An 18,510-nucleotide genomic window follows, 5' to 3' on the forward strand; every position below is an offset into this window, starting at 1 on the left:
CCATTCCAGTCACCCATAATCAGTTATGCCGGGATGATTGATGTTGTTGGCCGTTAATAGTATAGGCTTCTTGTTTGGCGCTATACCACCAATCCTTAAAGGCATCGATGCCTATCCGTTGTTTCTTTTTGAATTGCGTTTGTTTGGGGTCAATAGGTTCAAGCTTTTTAAGTAAATGGTCTTTGTTAGGTGATTTCTCAGCTATGGCTTTTAAGATGTAGTAACGTTCCTTGAAGGTTTTGGAGCCTACTAATTGTTCTCCATTCTGCAAGGGAATATATAGCATAGCCTTAAAACTCTCCCAGCTAGGATATTCATCCCAGTTAGGAAACAACTTGAAAAATACCTCTTTAGTAGTCTCGTAAGACACTAAGTCGCTAGCGATATCGCGGGAACGCGGTCGTCCTGTGTTGCGGTTGTAACCCGCAAAATACTCATCCTCAATTTGTTTAAAGATGTCCCGATAGGTTATCAGATTATTCTCAATCTGATTTTTCTCTAGGATGGTTTTATCGTACCAATCCCAAAATTCACTAGCGCTAGTGATAGTCCCTAGGGCTTCTGATACCAGTTTAGCTTTCTTAACCCCGTCTATCACCCCTTGAGGTGTACATTCAAGGTTAGCTGTCTTGGGTAGCCGTTTCCCGGTAGGTGGTTGCTTAAACTGCAAGTTGCTTAAACTGCAATAGTAGGTTGTACCTAGTCCCGGTCTTTTGAAGTTTGAGAGTTACCCCTTTGGGACATTCCCCCTTAAAATCATGATAGGCTTTCACGAACCTAGTATAATTGTCGTCATAATTGCCCTTTCCCCCTACTGTAGGGGTATCAGTAGCGTTACTCATTTTTTACTCACTTGTTACTCTGCTATGGTTTTGAGTAACACCTAAGTAACGGTAGAATAGGGGTTGTAGGCTATATAGACGCTAAATATCCAGCGAGGTTAATTTCCATGACCATGAGACTCCAAGTGGTAACTGTTATGGTTGCTATATCCAAGATAGAAGCCTGTGTAATGATCCAATCAAGCGATGCTGCAACTTTCGTAACTGACCTATAGGGAAATTGCCTATAAAAGTTGTCGCATAGTGGCATTGCTGGTTATTGACCGTTATTCCAGGTGACTGTAGCTGTGCTAGTTTCCTGATTGACACAATGACAGTCAACTCCGCTGGTGGGAGAAAGATGTTGGAGAGAGAGACAACGGTCGGTTGTTGTCTGGGTGGGGAGAATTTTTAAAAACTCTGGTGGATATGGAAATCATCTGCGATCGCGAAAATATTGTGCCACCAAAATGGAAAAATTGGGGCACAATAAATATTATGCTGTCACTGAGAATGCGATCGCTATGACCTGCTGCATCAACCCCAACTGTCCGCAACCGATAAACCCCGACAACCTGACATATTGTCAAAGCTGTAATACCCCCCTAGTTTCACTGCTGCGGGGACGCTACCGTATTATTAAACCTTTGGGAAAAGGAGGGTTTAGCCGCACCTATCTAGCTGAGGATACGGATAACCTCAACCGTCGGTGTGTAGTCAAACAACTGGTAGCGGACGTAAAAAGTAACTGGGGGCTACAAAAGGCAACAGACTTGTTCAAGTTAGAGGCGCAACAATTACAGCAACTAGAAGGAAACCCACAAATTCCGGGAATTTACGGTTATTTTGAAGAAGATAACTGTCTATATCTCATCCAACAATATATAGAAGGAGAAAACCTGGCGCAACTTGTAGAAGAGGGAGGAATCTGGAATCAAGTACAAGTCCGCCAACTGCTAGTCAAATTGCTTCCGGTTTTAGAGTTTATCCATAGTCGCCAGGTAATTCACCGAGATATTAAACCGGAAAATATCATCCATCGTAGCAGGCTTCCTCAACCGATAAGCGATCGCCATAATTTAACCGCTACCCCTAACCACAGCGCACCCACGATCATTCAAGATCAAGTAGTTACCCAAACCACAGAGATCGGTGATTTAGTATTAATTGATTTTGGGGTATCCAAACAACTATCAGAAACGGTGATGGTTAACCCCCTAGGGACCAGAGTAGGTTCAGATGGTTATGCAGCTTTAGAACAAATGCGCGGGGGAGAAGCCTACGCCGCCAGTGACCTGTACAGTTTGGGTGTCACCTGCTTTCATTTACTCACGGGAATTTATCCCTTTGAATTATGGACAGAACAAGGTTATGGCTGGACAAAAAACTGGCGTAATTATCTACCAACTCCTATCAGTCCAGAATTAGGACAAATTCTCGATCGCCTGCTTCAGAAAGACCTAAGCGATCGCTACAGCAACGCCACCGAAGTTTTAGGAGACCTGAATTCTAATAGTCATCCTCTCCCAGTGATGTCCTATCCTTTATTTATGAGATTGTCTCGCCGCCGAAAACCTGCGAAAACGATAGCGATCGCTAGTGCGGCATTATTGTTATTGGGGACGGGTGGAAATATATTATTAAACAATACCCCCCCAGCGGTAATGTCTTGGATAACTCCGGTGGCGGCGTGGAATCAAGCGAGGTTAGGACAAACCTTAACCGGACACACTTCTCAGATATTAACTGTCGCCATTACCCCTGATGGTCAAACTCTCGCCAGCGGTAGTAATGATAATACGGTGAGATTATGGAGTTTACAAACCTTTGAACATCTTTCTACCTTAACCGGACATGGAGGCGCTATCAACTCAATTGCTATCAGTCCTGATGGTCGAGTTATCGCCAGTGGTAGTCGCGATCATACGGTGAAATTGTGGGATCTTCACAGCAAACAAGAAATCGCCACGCTGAAAGGACATGAAAGGGATATTACGACGATCGCTTTTAGTCGAGACGGTAAAACTCTCGCCAGTGGTAGTCGCGATCATACTATGACTTTATGGGATTTAGAGACTAACGAACTCATTGGTACATTAAGAGGACATAATCATGAAGTTCGCGCAGTGGCTTTTAGTCCTAATGGTAGACTCATAGCTAGTGCTTCCCAGGATAATACGGTGAAATTGTGGGATATTGACCGCCGCGAGGAAATCTCGACTTTATTATCCCATGATAAGTCAGTGAATGCGATCGCCTTTAGTCGAGATGGTCAAACTCTCGCCAGCGGAAGTAGTGATCACACTCTGAAATTATGGGATGTTACAACTAAGGAAGTTATCGCTACTTTACACGGACATTCACAAGCCATTAAATCTCTCGCCCTGAGTCATGATGGTCGAATTATCGCCAGTGGTGGTGATGATGATACGGTCCAACTTTGGGACCTCAAAACTAAAGAAGCGATCGCTACCTTGCGAGGACATTCCTCTAAAATTGAAGCGATCGCGTTTTCTCCCAAACGTCCCCTCTTGGTTAGTGGTAGCCATAATCGCAACCTGGAAATTTGGCAAATTCCTGACTAATCTACCAGCTATTTATAGCAGGGATTATCAAGTCATGATTAAACCGAGGATTTTCGGACAGGCTTTGAAAGGGAGATTTTCCATTTATGGTCAACCTGGTTAACCTCAATATCTGGAATAGTCCACGGTGAAAAATTTCAGATTTTCCTAAAAAAACAGTTGACATCAGGTTAATGTCAGGTTACAATAATGAGTGATTGCTAAAATTAATTTTTCCCTTGAGTATTTTAGGATTATCCCTATTGAGCTAGAATTGTAAGCTGGTGAAATAGAGGCGATCGCATGACCCCAAGTTACCGAAATAGCAGGGACATCAGACAATTAGGGATTAACCCCCATTGCTGGTATGTTGTCAGCAGCAGCCAGGAAGTCACCAGTAGCCCAGTAGGGGTAATTTTGTGGAATCAGTCGATTGTGTTATTCAGGGACACCCAGGGGAAAATAAACGCCTTAGAAGACCGATGTCCCCATCGCCAAGTCAAACTAAGTCACGGAAAAGCGATCGGGGATGAGATAGAATGTATCTATCATGGCTGGAGATTCAATGGTGGTGGAGACTGTGCTTATGTACCGTATTTACAGGAGAATCAAAAACCGCCAAAATGCGGAATCAAGACCTATCCAGTGCGAGAATTATATGGATTTATTTGGTTATTTATAGGAGAGGAAAAGCCAGATATTGAACCGCTAGAAATTCCCGAATGGGAACACCTGAACTACATAGCCACAGTAGCGACAATTCACACCCAGGCGCACTATTCTTTTTTAATCGAAAACCTGATGGATATGTACCACGGCCACCTACACCAAAACTGGCAAGCCTGGACGGAGGCGCAACTAGATTATATCACAGAAACCGACAATAAAGTTGATGCTTATTATGAAGCACAAAGCTATTATAAAATAGACAAAATCTGGTCAATAGCGCAACTATTTTTCCCTCCTCTGAGAAAACTGCATCCCGAAAGGCTGACGGTTAGTTATATCTATCCCCATTGGTATTCTACTCTCGGTGAAGACTTCAAAATCTACTGTTTACTCTGTCCAATTAGTGTAAGTGAAACCCGCGCCTACTTAATCCATTTTACGTCACTTAACGCCTTTTGGAGACTGCATAAACTCCCGGTTAAATTTCGTCAATTCATCAAAAACAGCCTATTTGGTTGTGCCCAAAAAATGTTAGATGGTTTAGTGGAAGAGGATGTTAGGATGATAGAAGAGGAACAACAGGCGTATCAAAAGCATCCCCAGCGGCGGGGTTACGAATTAAATAAAGCGATCGCATCTGTTCAGCGAGTGATGAAAAAGCAGGCGATCGCCAATTAATCAACTAGCCCTCTAATTCTCCTGAGCATCAGTAGATACAGCGGCTGATTTTAGATTAACAAATAGGTCATAACGGCTGGTGTGGTTGTCAGTGACAGCCGTAGTCAAACCGATAGATTGAACAGCATTTACCCAGACTTCTTGTTGAGGAGGTAAAGGGGGTAAAGAGAGGTTTTGGCGATTAAATACCTGTTCAACATTAATATAAAAATTCCCATGTTTAGGACTGAGACTAGAGGGGAAAGTTTGTCGGAACAAAGAACTAGAACTAATTGCGGTTTGAGGTTGTGGTATAATCTGATTAGCCACAGCAGCGCCCAAATTCACAAAAGCGACATCTCCATCTAACCAACCGCGAAGCACAGTAAAGCCGCCATAGGGAGAAGTCCACTGAACCACAGGCTGACCATTAAGTTGAGCATAACCAACTTGGAAACTGCGACCCCTGAGAATTTCATCTAATTGTTTGTAAAGCTGTGTCGGCCGCATTGCGATCGCTCACCCTAACCATAAAAATCAAACCCGCCATAAACCTTTGAGGGGTGTCAGGATTAGAAATAGCCGTAATTACAGACAGAGAAAACTCGCCATCCATCCAGCTTAGGAAATCTCGCTGCAACTCCATACCAATAGACTCTTGTAAACTAGCAGCCAAAGCCTGTGGATTAAAAGGAGCGATCGGATTAGCATTAGCACCTTGATTATAATCACTCCAGAACTGTTTAAGGTTGCTGCCACCGAGAGTCATAATTGCCGTATCTGGGATACGTCTGAGCATTCCATCAGTAGAATTCCCAACAGTGAGTTTTCTGTCAGTGTTAGGCCGCAACCAGGAAATCCCCTGAAAATTAATGCCATTATCTCTTAAAATAGCAGTAGTAGCAAAGCCCTGGTGTCGTTTCAATTGTTCCAAACTTTCTGGAGGAATAGGCTGCGCCGCAGTCATAGAAGCCAAAGAAGCAGCGACGGGAATATTCAGATAAACCTGAGCAAAAGCCTGGGAATTTCTAATTTGTTGAACTGCTGCCGAATATCCAGGAGTAGCAGCGAGGGAAGTATCACCGCGATAAGTATCGATCGCCCTATCAGTAGCACGAGGGTCATCAGAAACCAACAAAAACTCTCTATCGAGGACAGCAATAGAGTAATTTTGCAATCGTCCTTGAGTTTCAAAGATATCAATTCCCCGGTAGTTACGTTCGAGAATTTCTCCTTGATTTAAAGACTTTCGAGCCGTCAGAATTTCTTGAGCCCGGAGAGGATTAGCAATAGGAAGTAATAAGATCCTAGCGGAAGCCATGGGAGACTGACGGGGAGTATCACCGGAGGGGGAAGGCTGACCAGAGACCAGAGCCGGATCTGGCAACCAAGCCATCATCACCTCATTACCAATCCAGGGCTGAATATCCTGCTCAAAATCATAGCCTTGATCAGTAAAAATGCGATCGCGCCCCTGCATTAGCAATTGTTCAAAMGCGGCTTGAGACTGTGAAGTGCCATACTGTTGAAGTGTTTGCCATTTTTGAGGCGAAGTAGAAACAGAAACAGCCAACAAGGCATCTTGGGGAACAATATTAGCGCCCAAAGGCACATCCCTAATAGTTCTTCTAGCGGTCAGCACGAAATAGGCAGCAACCCCACCACCAATCAAAATAGCGATCGCACCTATAGTTACAAGCAGAGACGGTTTATTTTTTGCAAGCATAACTAGCCCATGGGAAATCGAAAAAACTCAGATGTCAGTTCACAGTAGCACTAAATCAATCAAAGTGTAGAAACCGAGAGCCAACAATAGGATAGCGACCAATTGGGTAAGCAGTAAGCGGTTAGAGGGAAAAATCGCCTCTCGAACTAACATGGCAGTGGAGGACCCCATCACATAACTAAGACACAAGACCAAATAGGGCCACCGTCCAGTTATAGCCCACAGCAGCAATAGTGGCATCCCCAGCAGTAGCATCAGAACCTCAATAAATTGAGGCGGATTATATTGGGTTAAATAAACCAGATTCTGCCACCAAACTTGCCAAAGTCTCATCAGGTTATCCCGCTGTCAAATTCATCTAGTTTCCAGGATAGTCCCTGAACAGACCAGGAAGCAAGGGAACCCTGACCCCCAATTGGATACTATGATATTTTAGCGTCCTGACAGTCGCCGCCGAGAGCCGCCGAAATCATCCTCGATTTGCAATTGTGGCTGAGTTTCCTCTTGAAATTGAGATTCGTATTTCTCCAGCCAATCGAGTCCTACCTGAATGGTAATATCCGACTGTAGATGACCTGTACTTTCCACCACAACTTCCCCAAATCCCAAGGCTTCCTGAATAGCTTGTGCGCTTCTGACATCGCCATCTTGAGCAATAACACGGGTAACATCAAGTGGTTGATTCCAGGGTCTTGTTAGTCTCAGATTCCAATATCCTTTACGATTGAGGGAAGACATGAAATCATCAACCGCATAGGAATCATCAGTGCTGTCTTGAATGGCAATTCTCAAATCCCTCGGATCAATATTATCAAAACTCCAGCGGTTATGACCAAAATCAAAATGTTTTGTCACCATCGCATCAAGGCGACTATAATCTGGTAGCCAATAACTAGCTCTATACTCTTTCGGATCACTAAACTGTCCAGGAACCATCAGCATTTGTACATCATCAGGATTTACCTGAGCGGCAAAGTTGACCAAAGCCACCAATTCTTCTAAAGTCAAATTTGTATCAATATGAGATTGAATAATCGAAACCAACCTAGGTATACGGGATATCGTACCCACATCTAAAACTTGGTTAATAAAAGAGCGGATCAGCATTTGCTGTCGTTGTACCCGACCAATATCACCTAAATTGTCATATCGGAACCGCAAAAACTGCAAAGCACCATCACCATCAAGATGTTGTTCACCCTCTTTCAGATTAATATAAAGATGTTGGCTATCATCTTGATACTTCATATCTTTAGGAACATAAACGGTGACTCCTCCCAAGGCATCAATCAGCTTTTCAACGCCTAAGACGTTAACGCGAACGTAGCGATCTATGCCGACACCGCCCATCAATTCACTCACCGACTTAGCGCTAAGTGCGGGACCACCGTAGTAGTTAGCATCATTAATTTTAGTCATCCCCCGTCCCTTGACAAAAGTACGGGTATCCCTAGGAATAGAAAGAACTTTTAACTTATTAGTATTAGGGTCAAAACGCAACAGAAGCATGGTATCAGAAAGACCCTTAAAGGAGTCTACTACCGCATGATATCCCAGGTCTTTTTCTGGCGGTTCATCTAAATCTGAGGTTAAAACTTTAATACCCAAAACCAGGATATTGACAGGACGAGTTAATTCTGGTAGACGCATATTTACCCGCGCCATTTCACCCTTAGAAAAAACCGCCTGCTGTTCAGGTGTTAACTTTTCCTGCATCAGGGGAGTTGAAGACAAGGAAACAGCCAGCAAGGCTCCAGCAGTTGCCGAAATCATAGCCACTCCGGTTAAACCCATACCAATGCCAAGCCATTTGGCGGGGCTAGACCTGATGAACTTTTTCATAACAGGTCGAGACGGTTGAGATCTAAGTGGTTTTTGCCGTTTGATTGGATGATTTGACACAGGCTTCCTCACACACCAATTTTAATATACAAAGAGTTTACAGACACTTCCGAGAAATTGTGATATCAATTGACAATTGGTCAATTATAATCCTCGATCGCCCTTGTTAGCAATGGTTAGCATAGGCCAAGGGGGAGTAATCATATCCGCCAGAATAATCCATTCTTTCAGCATCAGCCAGCCATAACAGGATATACAACTCACCCAAATCTACTGTAGTTTAATATTCAGCAACTCAGGAGTTAGGGGGATTATCCCCCAGATAACGACGCATAACCTTTTCGGCAAAAGGACTGATTGCAGGCAACCACAGGGGTTTATCTTTCCATAGACGCACCATTAAGCCAAAGTTAACTAAAAAGTAAGTTGTGGTCAGAAAACTGCTAGTTAACAACACAGGTAGTTCGGGGATTTCCGCAAGACTAGCACCACCGCGCAAAAGCAAATTGCCAGCCAACCAGCTAAATGCTAAAGTTACCACTAAGCGACAGGTAGCGCGTTCTTGGGGTGTACCCTGATGGCGATACAAAGTCCATAGGGCCGGGAAAAAGCCCAACACGGGAATTAAATACACAAACTGTTGGATAGATATTCTATCGCTGGGTTGGTCCCGATGATGCCGCATAAGATATCCTCATCTCCAGGCTGATAGGTAGGATTGCTTGGGTGGGTATGGGAAGATACTCCCTAGGGAATTGACAAGCTGGGGTAGTAAAAGCACTTTTTTTGTTTGTCCCTTGGGGTCAGCAAATTCTGATACACTGGATAAAAAGACCAGATGTTGGAGGAAACACAATCGCTATGAGCCAATCCCAAAAATCAGTTGTTATCGCCCCATCTATATTATCAGCAGATTTCAGTCGTCTTGGAGAAGAAATTCGCGCTGTTGATGAAGCTGGCGCTGATTGGATTCATGTTGATGTTATGGATGGTCGCTTTGTCCCTAATATTACCATCGGTCCTCTGATTGTTGATGCTATTCGGCCGGTTACGAAAAAGCCTCTGGATGTTCACTTGATGATTGTGGAACCAGAGAAGTATGTTGAAGATTTTGCTAAGGCTGGGGCTGATATTATCTCGGTTCACGCTGAACATAATGCTTCCCCTCACCTCCACCGGACTCTCAACCTGATTAGGGAATGTGGCAAACAGTCCGGTGTGGTATTAAATCCTTCTACTCCGCTGGAGTTGATTGAGTATGTTTTGGATGTGTGCGATCTGGTGTTGATTATGAGTGTCAACCCCGGCTTCGGAGGTCAGAAGTTTATCCCGACTGTGGTTCCTAAAATTCGTCAACTGCGCCAAATGTGCGATGAGCGGGGTCTTGACCCTTGGATTGAAGTTGATGGCGGCTTGAAGGTTGATAATGCCTGGCAGGTGTTGGAAGCTGGGGCTAATGCTATTGTGGCAGGTTCGGCGGTGTTTAATGCTGATAATTATTCGCAGGCGATCGCCGGTATTCGTAATAGTAAGCGCCCTAGTCCTGAATTAGCGACGGTCTAAACTGCTGGCCTTACTGAACTCAGGGGGGGGCGTAATGTTAGATAATCCTACTAGAGACTAAGTAAAATCGCTCCCCCCAATCCCCACATAGTGAGTTATTATGGGTGAGCCTTCCTGTTGAGCTACTAAATGTGGACATCGAGTTAGGATTGGCATGGCTTCAGAATCTAGGTTATCTAAGTAAAGTATGGTTGAAACACTAATCACATCAGGCATCATCAATCCTCGCCAATGGCCTTTAGCCCGTGTTTGGTTGGAGGTGGCTACTTATCTGGGAGTCCCACCTCGCCAAATCGATCGCTTAGAGTTCTGGGCACATCAAATTTGGGTTAAACTCATAGGTATGAGGGCGACATTAGTTAGTTTCCGGGTTCTGCCTCTGTGGGTGGAACAAGGACTTGCAGCTATTAAGCAAACAAGCGATCGCGATCGCCTAGATCTGCTAGGGGAAATATTTAGCACTGAAATCTCGCGCTACTCCAAACGCTATAATGCCCAAGACATAGAAAACTGGCGATCGGCTTGGGCGGAACAATCCCAGAAACTCAAACAACAAGAACTTATCAAAATTCAGGAAGAAGAAAATCTTAAACCCCTTCGGGAACACCAGCAGGCTTGTCAACAATGGCTCGAAGGTTGGCGGGTGATTCTGAAACACTGCCAAAGTCTGGAATCTCTCGATAATTTAGTCCCGGAAATCGAACGACAAATGCAGGAGTTTTCCGACTTGGAGGAAGCGGCTACAGCCATGGAAATTTGGAGCGATCGCCGTCAGGAAGTAGCCCAAATTACTGGCGGAATTACTTAATTTTGCCTATACCTGAATCTGATTTAGCCTTTAATAATCTGGTAAATATCATTAAGTTTCGCTTCAATTACAGGAGGTTTGGAGGTGAAACGAATATAAAATTTACCCGGTTCGGCTGGTTTTTCTAAGACCTTGGCATAGATATCCTCGCGCAGTTCCGAGTCCGATGATTTCAGATTCAGTTTGATGTTAGTCAACACCAGCGGTAAAGAGTCTGTACCATCTTCTGCACCGATTAAAGCACTGCGATCGGAGAGTTCTAATAACCGCCCAGAAAATAGGTTTTCGCCAACGTGCTTACCTTCTAAGACCGTATATTGTAATGATATGGGCTGAGACAAAGAATAAAATATTTCGGTTTCTTTGGGTAAAAATAGGTTATATTTCCCAGCAATTCCAGAGACTTCATAGATAGCTATGGGATTTTTAACCCCCTTGGGTTGTACCAATTTCTTATCATCAATTTTAACTAAATTAGGATTAGTACAATTGAGGGTTTCTTCAGAAATAATAATTTGTCCGCCTGTGGTGTAAGACTCAATTCTGTAGGTGAGATTAACATGACTTCCTACCACCCCATATTTCGTGCGTTTTTCCGAACCCAAATTACCAACGACCACTTCTCCGGTATTAATGCCAATTCCCATTTCTAAAGCGGGTAATTCCCACTTCTCCATTTGTTCATTTACCTGAGCCATAGCCAACTGCATGGCTACGGCACAAGCCACCGCCCTTTCTGGGTCATCTTCGCGCAGGGTAGGCGCACCAAATAACACTAAAATACCATCCCCCATAAATTCATCAATTGTCCCTTGATAATGGGTAATGACATCAGCCATATAGGATAAATAGAAATTCAGCACTTGCACAACTTCTTCAGGGGGTAAGCGTTCAGAAAGCGCGGTAAACCCCCGTAAATCCGAGGTTAAAATGGTGATTTTACGACGTTCCCCACCCATTTTTAATCCCTCTGGGTGTTCCAGCAAATTAGCAACTATTTCATCACTGAGATATCTACCAAAAGTTTTACGGATATCGGATGCTGAACGAGCAATATAGGCAGTAATTACCACTACTGAACCGACCAAAGCCAGGGATGAAGGTACAACAGGTAACCACCAACTGCCTAAAAATACGATAAAGGTAAAGCCTAATAAAATACCCCCAGCCATCACCAAAATCACAACTCTTTTAAATAGGAATTGTCCAACTCTAGTGGGGTCGCGTAATCGCCAAGTTAGGGTCGCCCCCAGACCAGACCAAAACAGAATCCATAGCCATTCGATAACTTCTGGTAAAGTTCTAATCAGAGGTCGATTTTCCAGGGCGGCGCTGATGATGTTACTAACAATATTAGCATGGATTTCTACGCCGGTCATGCGTTGATCAGGCGCTAGGGTGTAGGGGGTAGAAAATAAATCTTTCATGCTTTCGCCCACCGAACCGATTAAAATAATGCGATCGCTTCCCCAGTCTGAGGCTACCCGGTTTTCAAAAATATCTCGCATGGAGACAATTTCAAAATGCTGGCTAGGTCCTCGGTAGTTAAGTAAAACTTGATAGCCACCATCATCGGCGCGCACATAACCGCCATCATTCCCCTCAAAGGGAACAAACACCACATCACCAAATTTCCACCAATTATCTGTACCTTCTACAATCTCAACTGAAAAGTCCGGTTCTGCATTTAAATATCTCAGGGCTAAATGAACGGCAAAACTATGGACAGTTTCCCCATTTTCTCTGGGGAAATATAGCAAAGCGCGACGCACCCTATTATCCTGATCAACAATCAGGTCATTAGCCCCAACTTGTCCCTTAGCAGCCAAGGCGGGAGGGGGTCCCACCCGACTAAAAAAGTGATCACCTATGACTTTTTCAATACCAATTAGATTATCTGTAGTTTCAAAAAGCCGCACCAATTGGGAATGCCCAGGTTCAAAGGGTAAATCTCGATAAATATCTAATCCGATTACCCTAGGATTCATGGCATTTAGTCGTTGGATTAACTCAAAATACACCCCATCTGGTACATAACCTTGACCAATAAATTTAAGGTCATCCTCATCAATACCAACGATGACAATGCGACTATCACGGCTTTCCGGGGGTCGCCAGCGCATATACTGGTCATAGGCAGCCAATTCCAAGGTTTGCAAAATACCAGTTAGCCGTAATAAAATCACGGCGAGGGCGACAGAGGGGGTCGTCACCAGGACAACCCGCCAATTCCAGAATCGTTCTCTAATGGTTTTGAGCATTTAGTTACGACGCTTCGATTTCCGAACCCACAGTTTCCTCAATTTCTGGAATACAACAGGGGGCGATGGGTTTAGAGGCGATATCTTTTAATCCTACGGACTCCATCAACTGTTGCCAAATTTCGGGATGAGTTTCTCGCAGTCCTAACACAATCAGGAGAGTCTCCGGCCACATCTGTTGTTCTGCATACAGTACCGCCTTATCAATGGGGTCAGTTTCGGCGGCAATTCTAGCTTTGTGTTCCTCGTCTAATTCTATCCGTTCAATAGCTCCTGTGATGGACTCGTCTAAATCCCTTTGATTAGGATCGCAAAATAGGGAAAATTGCCAGGTGTAGGTTTCTCCCACTCTCAAGGAAACGGTTTCCGGTAGGCTAATTTTCATAATAGCCCCTTCTGTAGGTGTGGCGAAACTTTCCACATAGACATCCCGACCTTGGCTATCTAGCACCAAAAATTCAGCCTTTTGGGCTTTGGTTTTGGGAACGTACAGGAAAAAGCTGGGATTGGGGGAAGCGGTCTTTAAGACCTCGTAACCAATGGGTAATAGGGGGGTGATAAAATCACTGTTGTTGTCACAAGTGCCATCGACAATGGTGCTGGCATTCCCTCGGGTTCCTCCTCCAGCGGTTGACTGAGGTGGCTGGCGACTTGGACCTTGTGGAAATTCTAGGGCTGTGGTGATGGAAAGGGGAGTGGCGATCGCTAATATAGTAGATGCGATCGTAGTTAACAGTGTCCGCCCGCGCCAAAATTTGATTTTCATGTAAAATTCTATACCTCCATAATCGGTTGAGCCAATTTACAGACAACTGATGCACTCAACTGATGACCCTAGTTTAATCTTTTCAATTCAAGTTGGTAAAAACAGCACTCATCTCTTTTAGAGACTCATAGCATAATCAGCACGTTCCCGAACTTTGTAGTAAAATACCCTAACATTATATGCCCAAAACTAAAACCTACGCTCAACCCCCCCTAGAATTTCTCCCCCCCAAGTTTAACCCTCTGGTTTTGCGACTGTCCCAGACATTTATGCCGATGTGGATGGCCTGGAAAACACCGATCGCTGATATTCAGATAGAACAAGGCGATCGCATCATTGAATTGTTCCAACAATTCCAAGCCTCAAAAATTCGCTTCCTCCTCGCTTTTCGTCATCCCAACCCCAATGACCCCATCGCCCTTTCCCAGGTATTTTGGCGGCGTATTCCAGCCCTGGCAAAATCTCAGGGTGTCAGCCTTCAAGACCCCGTGCATTTTCATTTTATTTATGATCGCGGTATTCCTCTGTGGGCGGGAAATTTCGTGACTTGGTTATTTCCTCAATTGGGCGGCAGTTCCATTTTACGCGGCACCATAGATCGCCCTGGCTTAAAATCTGCCCGCCATTTATTTGTTAACGGTCGTTTCCCCATAGCTGCGGCTCCAGAAGGTGCAACTAACGGCCATAATCAATTAATTAGCCCCCTAGAACCCGGTATCGCCCAAATGGCTTTTTGGTGTGTGGAAGACCTCCACAAACTCCAGCGCCCAGAAACAGTTTTGATTGTTCCCCTAGGAGTTCAATACTCTTATGTTCAAGATAACTGGAAAGCCTTAGAATCCCTGTTAACGGAGATGGAAACAGATTGCGGCTTATCGACATCTAACCATGAGCCTGTTTTTGAGCATTTATATCCCCGTTTAATTAACCTGGGTAACTATTTACTAAATTTGATGGAGAACTTATATCGCCAATTCTATCATCAAAATATTCCCCAGTCCAGTGACCAGCAAGATTTACCGGAACGCCTCCATTCCCTGCTAGATATCGCCTTAAAGGTTTCTGAAAGCTATTTTGGTATTCAACCTATAGGGGATTTAACTAGCCGTTGTCGCCGTCTGGAACAGGCGGGTTGGGAGTATATATATCGGGAAAATCTGAAATCTCCCGAAGATTTATCGGCGGTCGATTTAGGACTAGCTAATCGCCTGGCGGAAGAAGCAAGTTTGCGAATGTGGCACATGAGATTAGTGGAAAGTTTTGTGGCTGTGACTGGGGAATATATTAAACAAAATCCTTCGTTCGATCGCTTTGCGGATACGGTAATTATTATTTGGACGGCGATCGCTAGATTAAAAGGCGTTAACCCTAATAAAACCCCCAACTTAGGTAAACAGTTAGTTAAAACTAGGGTGGGTGAACCTATTGCTGTATCCCCACGGTGGGCTAGTTATCGAAGCAGTCGTCGTCAAGCGATCGCTGATTTAACCCAAGATTTACAAATCGCCCTAGAAGAGTTAATTGTTTAGGCAGATTTATTTTAATTTATACTCCCGAAAATTCTCCCTTTGATTACCATTAATCCGTAACACAGCCAAGGGTTGATTTTGTTGATCACGGATTAAATAATACCATTGAAAGCTAGTTGTCCCATTCAAGGCTTGCAGCAGTTCCGGTTGTCCCTGGAAGGCACTTTGAATCGCCTGTTCATATTCCTTAGCCACAATTTGACGTTCAAATCCTCTTTGGGGATAATCAACCCACATAGAATCATAATTCCAGATAATAATATCATCCTGTTGGTCGGGTAAATACAGAGTAATATCATTGACAAAGGATAACTTTTTGACACTTCTAAGTAAATCATCCAAGGTGTTAGGAACATCAGCCCTCGGCGGTTCATTTAATAGAGATACCTGCTGCACAAACTCATCGCTGAGTTGCTGCATTTGTTCTGTAGCAATGCGTTTAAACACGCGGTTACGATGGTTAGTAATCATCAAATTAGCGACAGATAAAGCACTAATTAACACGGCAAAAACCGCCACGACACCGGACATATATAACATATAGGTAGTTTTGGGCGCGTCGGCAACAGTCTCCAACTCATCCAAACCTCGACTTTTTTGGAGTAAGCCAATAGACTTAACAATTTCTTGAATACCCAACACAAAAGTAATGGCGACACCAAAAACACTCAGGACAATACACCCCGCCATAATTGCCCTTAAAAGCTGTTCAACTTGCGGGCTAAAAATATCCCAGTTTAACATATCATCAAAAATACCTAACACGGCTAATGTCGCCCCAATTAGCAACAGAGAAACTGTCATCGCTACAGTGAAAGACAGACGTTTAACTCGTTTTTTCATGGGTGAATCCTGACATTAAATTTCAGTGTGCTTTTTTTGTCCGAAAATGCTAGGCTATTGGTTAACGTTATGAGGTAATCTACTCAATGACTGAACATGAAATGTTGATGCTAGGTATTCTGCTATTACCGGGTTTGGCATTATCCATAATTATTTTAGGGACTTTTGCGGCTGGCGGTTAATTAGAGATACGCACCCAGGGGACTAAGTGGGGTTATCCCCACCCCTGCTAATTAATAAACAACAGGATTATGGCAAATTCCGCAAGTGTGATTGATCACTTATTGATTATTTGCTGGCTTGGTCTTCGCCAAAAATCTGAAGCTGGAAATAGACTAAGACTAGGGCGATCGCTAACAGTAAAGTCGCCGCCGCTGCTGCGTAGCCAAAATCAAACTGGGAAAAAGCCTGTTCGTAAATATAGTAAACCAGTAAATTGGTAGAGTTGAGGGGACCGCCGCCAGTAATTACATAAACGGGTTCAAAACTTCTCAGGGTAAAAATAACTGTAGTGACAGTCGCAAATACTAAGGTAGGTTGGAGACCGGGTAGAGTCACATACCAAAATTTTTGCCAGGGTCCCGCGCCATCAAGTTCCGCCGCTTCATAACGGTTAATGGGAATGGTTTGCAGTCCGGCTAAAAATACGACTAAGTTAAAGCCTAATTGTTTCCAAATACTTAGTAAAATTAAAATGGGCATAGCCCAGACGGTACTACTTAACCAGGGAATGGGGTCAAAGCCAATTTGTGATAAAAAGCCGTTAACAGGACCGTCAGTTTGAAATAGCCACCGCCAACCCAAACCTACGGCGACTAAGGAGGTAATAGAAGGGATAAAATAAGCAGTCCGTAAAAACGCCCGCAGCATCAAGGTTTGGTCTAACATTACAGCTAGGGCGAGGGGAATGATTAAACTCGGAATAACTGTGGCAATGGTGAAGTAAATTGTATTACCAATAACCTGCCAGAAGTCAGGGCTAACAATTAAGCGCAGATAGTTGGTTAGTCCTACCCACTCGGTGCCAGACCGGGTAAAACTTCCCTGAGTGAAACTGAGGTAAATTAAATAAATAATCGGCCAGATAATAAATATTGCCATCAGAAACAAGGCGGGAGTTAGGAACACCCAGGCGGCTACTGATTCTTGATCTAATGTTAACTTGGGGGGTGATTTTGGGTGATTCATCTACACAGATAATAGGACATAGTAATGGATTTATTAAAATGAGTTTTATGGGGTTTCCATGACTGATAAAACATAATCAAACTCATTAACACTGTGGTTGGTGGCGATATCTAACACTAAACCATCAGCTTCTGCCAAGACGGGGAGAATTGTAGATGTTTGTTGGTCTTTGTCGAAGGATAGTATATCATAGATTTTACTGTTTTTGGTAATGGAATCGCCAATATTAATAGAATTGGTAAACATACCTCCCTGGGGGGCATAGTATTTTTTTATATGAGTTTTGGGAACGAGTTTAATGGGATAATTAGCAGTTTGTGGCAGGGGGAATTTTTCAATATTTAAGATGCCTTTGTTGGCGAGATAATTTTTAATTCCGATTAATCCGCGCTGGACTGAATCGGGGTTCATGGTCATACCTGAGCCCAATTCCAGAGTCCAAGATTCAATGTCAAAAATTAGGGGTTTTCCTAACAATTTAAATTCCTGTTCTAGGGCTAACCAAGGTTTTAAAAAAGCCTCGTCAAAAGCATCTCCATCATATTGATTCATCCAAATACCATAATCTAACAAAAAACCTCTGGCGCTTTCTTCTCGACTATGGAAACAATACAAATAATCGATCGCTTGATTAGTGGAACTGTGCAAATCAATGACATAATCAGCATCAAGGCACAGAGATTGTAGTTGATAGCGGTAATATTCTCCGTAGGGAAGGCGACTATTGCTGTGGATTTTATAATGATGTGAATTGTGGAATTTTGCCAGTATTTTTTGGCGATAATTGGCGATAATTTGTGGGGTGGGAAAATCCCGGTTAGCACGGGCAAAACTGGCGATATCATCCCCGGTTTTTTGATAATCCCAAAAAATGCGATTCCAATCTTTACCATCATAAACATGATAGCGACCAGGAGAAAAATGGTGCGATCGCTGATTAACTCCTAGGGGATTACAAACTGGGACTAACCAAATTTCCCCGACCAATTGGGAAGGGTCTAAATGAGACAAAAAGCCAATCAAATGGTGAATTACCTGATTGCCACTAATTTCCGCGCCGTGCAAATTAGACTGTATATAGGCTTTTTTGCCAGGATCTGCACCCTGAAACCGATAAACCTGTAACCCCAGGCGATCGCCCGAAGCCAACTGCAATAAAGGGATAGTCGAAATTGTCGGTATCATGAGCAGACACATTTGATAGTAGAATCTCAAACCTGTATCAAGACCCGGTGAGCCTGGGCAACTCCTGATTTTCAGGGAAAGGCTACAA

15 protein-coding genes and 1 pseudogene are annotated in these 18,510 nt (G+C 43.7%); 5 read left to right on the plus strand and 11 right to left on the minus strand.

Going from position 1 to position 18,510, the window contains the following annotated elements; all coding sequences use genetic code 11:
- Positions 1 to 22: 22 nt before the first annotated feature.
- A pseudogene (locus B9T16_RS09715) lies at positions 23 to 842 on the minus strand (recombinase); the annotation flags it as partial.
- Positions 843 to 1,219: 377 nt separating this feature from the next.
- Between B9T16_RS09715 and B9T16_RS09720 the strand changes: the two are divergent.
- Together B9T16_RS09720 and B9T16_RS09725 are read left to right on the plus strand one after the other, a co-directional pair.
- Complete coding sequence (locus B9T16_RS09720; RefSeq protein WP_410244644.1) at positions 1,220 to 3,406, plus strand: protein kinase domain-containing protein; 2,187 nt, start codon at positions 1,220 to 1,222, stop codon at positions 3,404 to 3,406.
- 282 nt (positions 3,407 to 3,688) lie between these two features.
- A complete protein-coding gene (locus tag B9T16_RS09725) occupies positions 3,689 to 4,732 on the plus strand; it encodes a Rieske 2Fe-2S domain-containing protein (protein ID WP_410244645.1) in 1,044 nt (347 codons plus the stop codon).
- Positions 4,733 to 4,744: 12 nt separating this feature from the next.
- Here B9T16_RS09725 and B9T16_RS09730 read toward each other — a convergent pair whose 3' ends face one another.
- The 5 genes from B9T16_RS09730 to B9T16_RS09750 all read right to left on the minus strand — a co-directional run bounded on the left by B9T16_RS09730 (position 4,745) and on the right by B9T16_RS09750 (position 8,964).
- Positions 4,745 to 5,221 (minus strand): DUF3352 domain-containing protein, encoded by a 477-nt coding sequence (locus B9T16_RS09730; protein ID WP_410244646.1) that lies wholly within the window; start codon positions 5,219 to 5,221, stop codon positions 4,745 to 4,747.
- Complete coding sequence (locus B9T16_RS09735; protein ID WP_410244647.1) at positions 5,187 to 6,437, minus strand: DUF3352 domain-containing protein; 1,251 nt, start codon at positions 6,435 to 6,437, stop codon at positions 5,187 to 5,189. Before B9T16_RS09735 ends, B9T16_RS09730 begins: the two co-directional genes overlap by 35 nt.
- A 39-nt stretch (positions 6,438 to 6,476) precedes the next feature.
- Positions 6,477 to 6,770 carry a hypothetical protein gene (locus B9T16_RS09740; RefSeq protein WP_006619534.1) on the minus strand — a complete coding sequence of 98 codons (294 nt, stop codon included), beginning with the start codon at positions 6,768 to 6,770 and terminating at the stop codon, positions 6,477 to 6,479.
- A 99-nt stretch (positions 6,771 to 6,869) separates the two neighbouring features.
- Positions 6,870 to 8,279 carry an LCP family protein gene (locus tag B9T16_RS09745; protein WP_410244648.1) on the minus strand — a complete coding sequence of 470 codons (1,410 nt, stop codon included), beginning with the start codon at positions 8,277 to 8,279 and terminating at the stop codon, positions 6,870 to 6,872.
- Between the two features lie 295 nt (positions 8,280 to 8,574).
- Positions 8,575 to 8,964, minus strand: a complete 390-nt coding sequence (locus B9T16_RS09750; RefSeq protein ID WP_410223125.1) for a hypothetical protein — start codon at positions 8,962 to 8,964, stop codon at positions 8,575 to 8,577.
- A 176-nt stretch (positions 8,965 to 9,140) separates the two neighbouring features.
- Here B9T16_RS09750 and rpe point away from each other — a divergent pair, with 176 nt between their 5' ends.
- Both rpe and B9T16_RS09760 read left to right on the plus strand, forming a co-directional pair.
- Positions 9,141 to 9,842: a ribulose-phosphate 3-epimerase gene (gene rpe, locus B9T16_RS09755; RefSeq protein WP_006619531.1), complete on the plus strand. Its 702-nt coding sequence runs from the start codon at positions 9,141 to 9,143 to the stop codon at positions 9,840 to 9,842.
- A 187-nt stretch (positions 9,843 to 10,029) separates the two neighbouring features.
- Positions 10,030 to 10,650 (plus strand): hypothetical protein, encoded by a 621-nt coding sequence (locus B9T16_RS09760; protein ID WP_006619530.1) that lies wholly within the window; start codon positions 10,030 to 10,032, stop codon positions 10,648 to 10,650.
- Positions 10,651 to 10,673: 23 nt separating this feature from the next.
- Here the strand turns inward: B9T16_RS09760 and B9T16_RS09765 are convergent, their stop codons facing one another.
- The gene (locus B9T16_RS09765; RefSeq protein ID WP_410244649.1) at positions 10,674 to 12,911 is read right to left on the minus strand and encodes a CHASE2 domain-containing protein; all 2,238 of its coding nucleotides are present in this window, start codon (positions 12,909 to 12,911) and stop codon (positions 10,674 to 10,676) included.
- Between the two features lie 4 nt (positions 12,912 to 12,915).
- Positions 12,916 to 13,677, minus strand: a complete 762-nt coding sequence (locus B9T16_RS09770) for a DUF928 domain-containing protein (protein ID WP_410244650.1) — start codon at positions 13,675 to 13,677, stop codon at positions 12,916 to 12,918.
- 179 nt (positions 13,678 to 13,856) lie between these two features.
- Here B9T16_RS09770 and B9T16_RS09775 point away from each other — a divergent pair, with 179 nt between their 5' ends.
- On the plus strand, positions 13,857 to 15,206 hold the full coding sequence (locus B9T16_RS09775) for a 1-acyl-sn-glycerol-3-phosphate acyltransferase (protein ID WP_410244651.1): 1,350 nt from the start codon (positions 13,857 to 13,859) through the stop codon (positions 15,204 to 15,206).
- A gap of 6 nt (positions 15,207 to 15,212) precedes the next feature.
- Here the strand turns inward: B9T16_RS09775 and B9T16_RS09780 are convergent, their stop codons facing one another.
- The 3 genes from B9T16_RS09780 to B9T16_RS09790 form a co-directional block, all read right to left on the minus strand.
- A complete protein-coding gene (locus tag B9T16_RS09780) occupies positions 15,213 to 16,049 on the minus strand; it encodes a hypothetical protein (RefSeq protein ID WP_410244652.1) in 837 nt (278 codons plus the stop codon).
- A gap of 288 nt (positions 16,050 to 16,337) precedes the next feature.
- A complete protein-coding gene (locus tag B9T16_RS09785) occupies positions 16,338 to 17,237 on the minus strand; it encodes a carbohydrate ABC transporter permease (RefSeq protein WP_006619525.1) in 900 nt (299 codons plus the stop codon).
- A 45-nt stretch (positions 17,238 to 17,282) separates the two neighbouring features.
- Positions 17,283 to 18,422, minus strand: a complete 1,140-nt coding sequence (locus B9T16_RS09790) for a succinylglutamate desuccinylase/aspartoacylase family protein (RefSeq protein WP_317269936.1) — start codon at positions 18,420 to 18,422, stop codon at positions 17,283 to 17,285.
- Between the last annotated feature and the right edge of the window lie 88 nt (positions 18,423 to 18,510).

Source organism: Arthrospira sp. PCC 8006, from assembly GCF_046480465.1.
In the GTDB taxonomy this organism is placed as follows: Bacteria; Cyanobacteriota; Cyanobacteriia; order Cyanobacteriales; family Microcoleaceae; genus Limnospira; species Limnospira platensis.

Bases quoted from the DNA above. Each gene is read 5' to 3' on its own strand.
- B9T16_RS09775 (WP_410244651.1), top strand. From the start codon at position 13,857: ATGCCCAAAACTAAAACCTACGCTCAACCCCCCCTAGAATTTCTCCCC.
- B9T16_RS09750 (WP_410223125.1), bottom strand. From the start codon at position 8,964: ATGCGGCATCATCGGGACCAACCCAGCGATAGAATATCTATCCAACAG.
- B9T16_RS09760 (WP_006619530.1), top strand. From the start codon at position 10,030: ATGGTTGAAACACTAATCACATCAGGCATCATCAATCCTCGCCAATGG.
- rpe (WP_006619531.1), top strand. From the start codon at position 9,141: ATGAGCCAATCCCAAAAATCAGTTGTTATCGCCCCATCTATATTATCA.
- B9T16_RS09785 (WP_006619525.1), bottom strand. From the start codon at position 17,237: ATGAATCACCCAAAATCACCCCCCAAGTTAACATTAGATCAAGAATCA.
- B9T16_RS09745 (WP_410244648.1), bottom strand. From the start codon at position 8,279: ATGAAAAAGTTCATCAGGTCTAGCCCCGCCAAATGGCTTGGCATTGGT.
- B9T16_RS09730 (WP_410244646.1), bottom strand. From the start codon at position 5,221: ATGCGGCCGACACAGCTTTACAAACAATTAGATGAAATTCTCAGGGGT.
- B9T16_RS09790 (WP_317269936.1), bottom strand. From the start codon at position 18,422: ATGATACCGACAATTTCGACTATCCCTTTATTGCAGTTGGCTTCGGGC.
- B9T16_RS09740 (WP_006619534.1), bottom strand. From the start codon at position 6,770: ATGAGACTTTGGCAAGTTTGGTGGCAGAATCTGGTTTATTTAACCCAA.
- B9T16_RS09780 (WP_410244652.1), bottom strand. From the start codon at position 16,049: ATGAAAAAACGAGTTAAACGTCTGTCTTTCACTGTAGCGATGACAGTT.
- B9T16_RS09725 (WP_410244645.1), top strand. From the start codon at position 3,689: ATGACCCCAAGTTACCGAAATAGCAGGGACATCAGACAATTAGGGATT.
- B9T16_RS09765 (WP_410244649.1), bottom strand. From the start codon at position 12,911: ATGCTCAAAACCATTAGAGAACGATTCTGGAATTGGCGGGTTGTCCTG.
- B9T16_RS09770 (WP_410244650.1), bottom strand. From the start codon at position 13,677: ATGAAAATCAAATTTTGGCGCGGGCGGACACTGTTAACTACGATCGCA.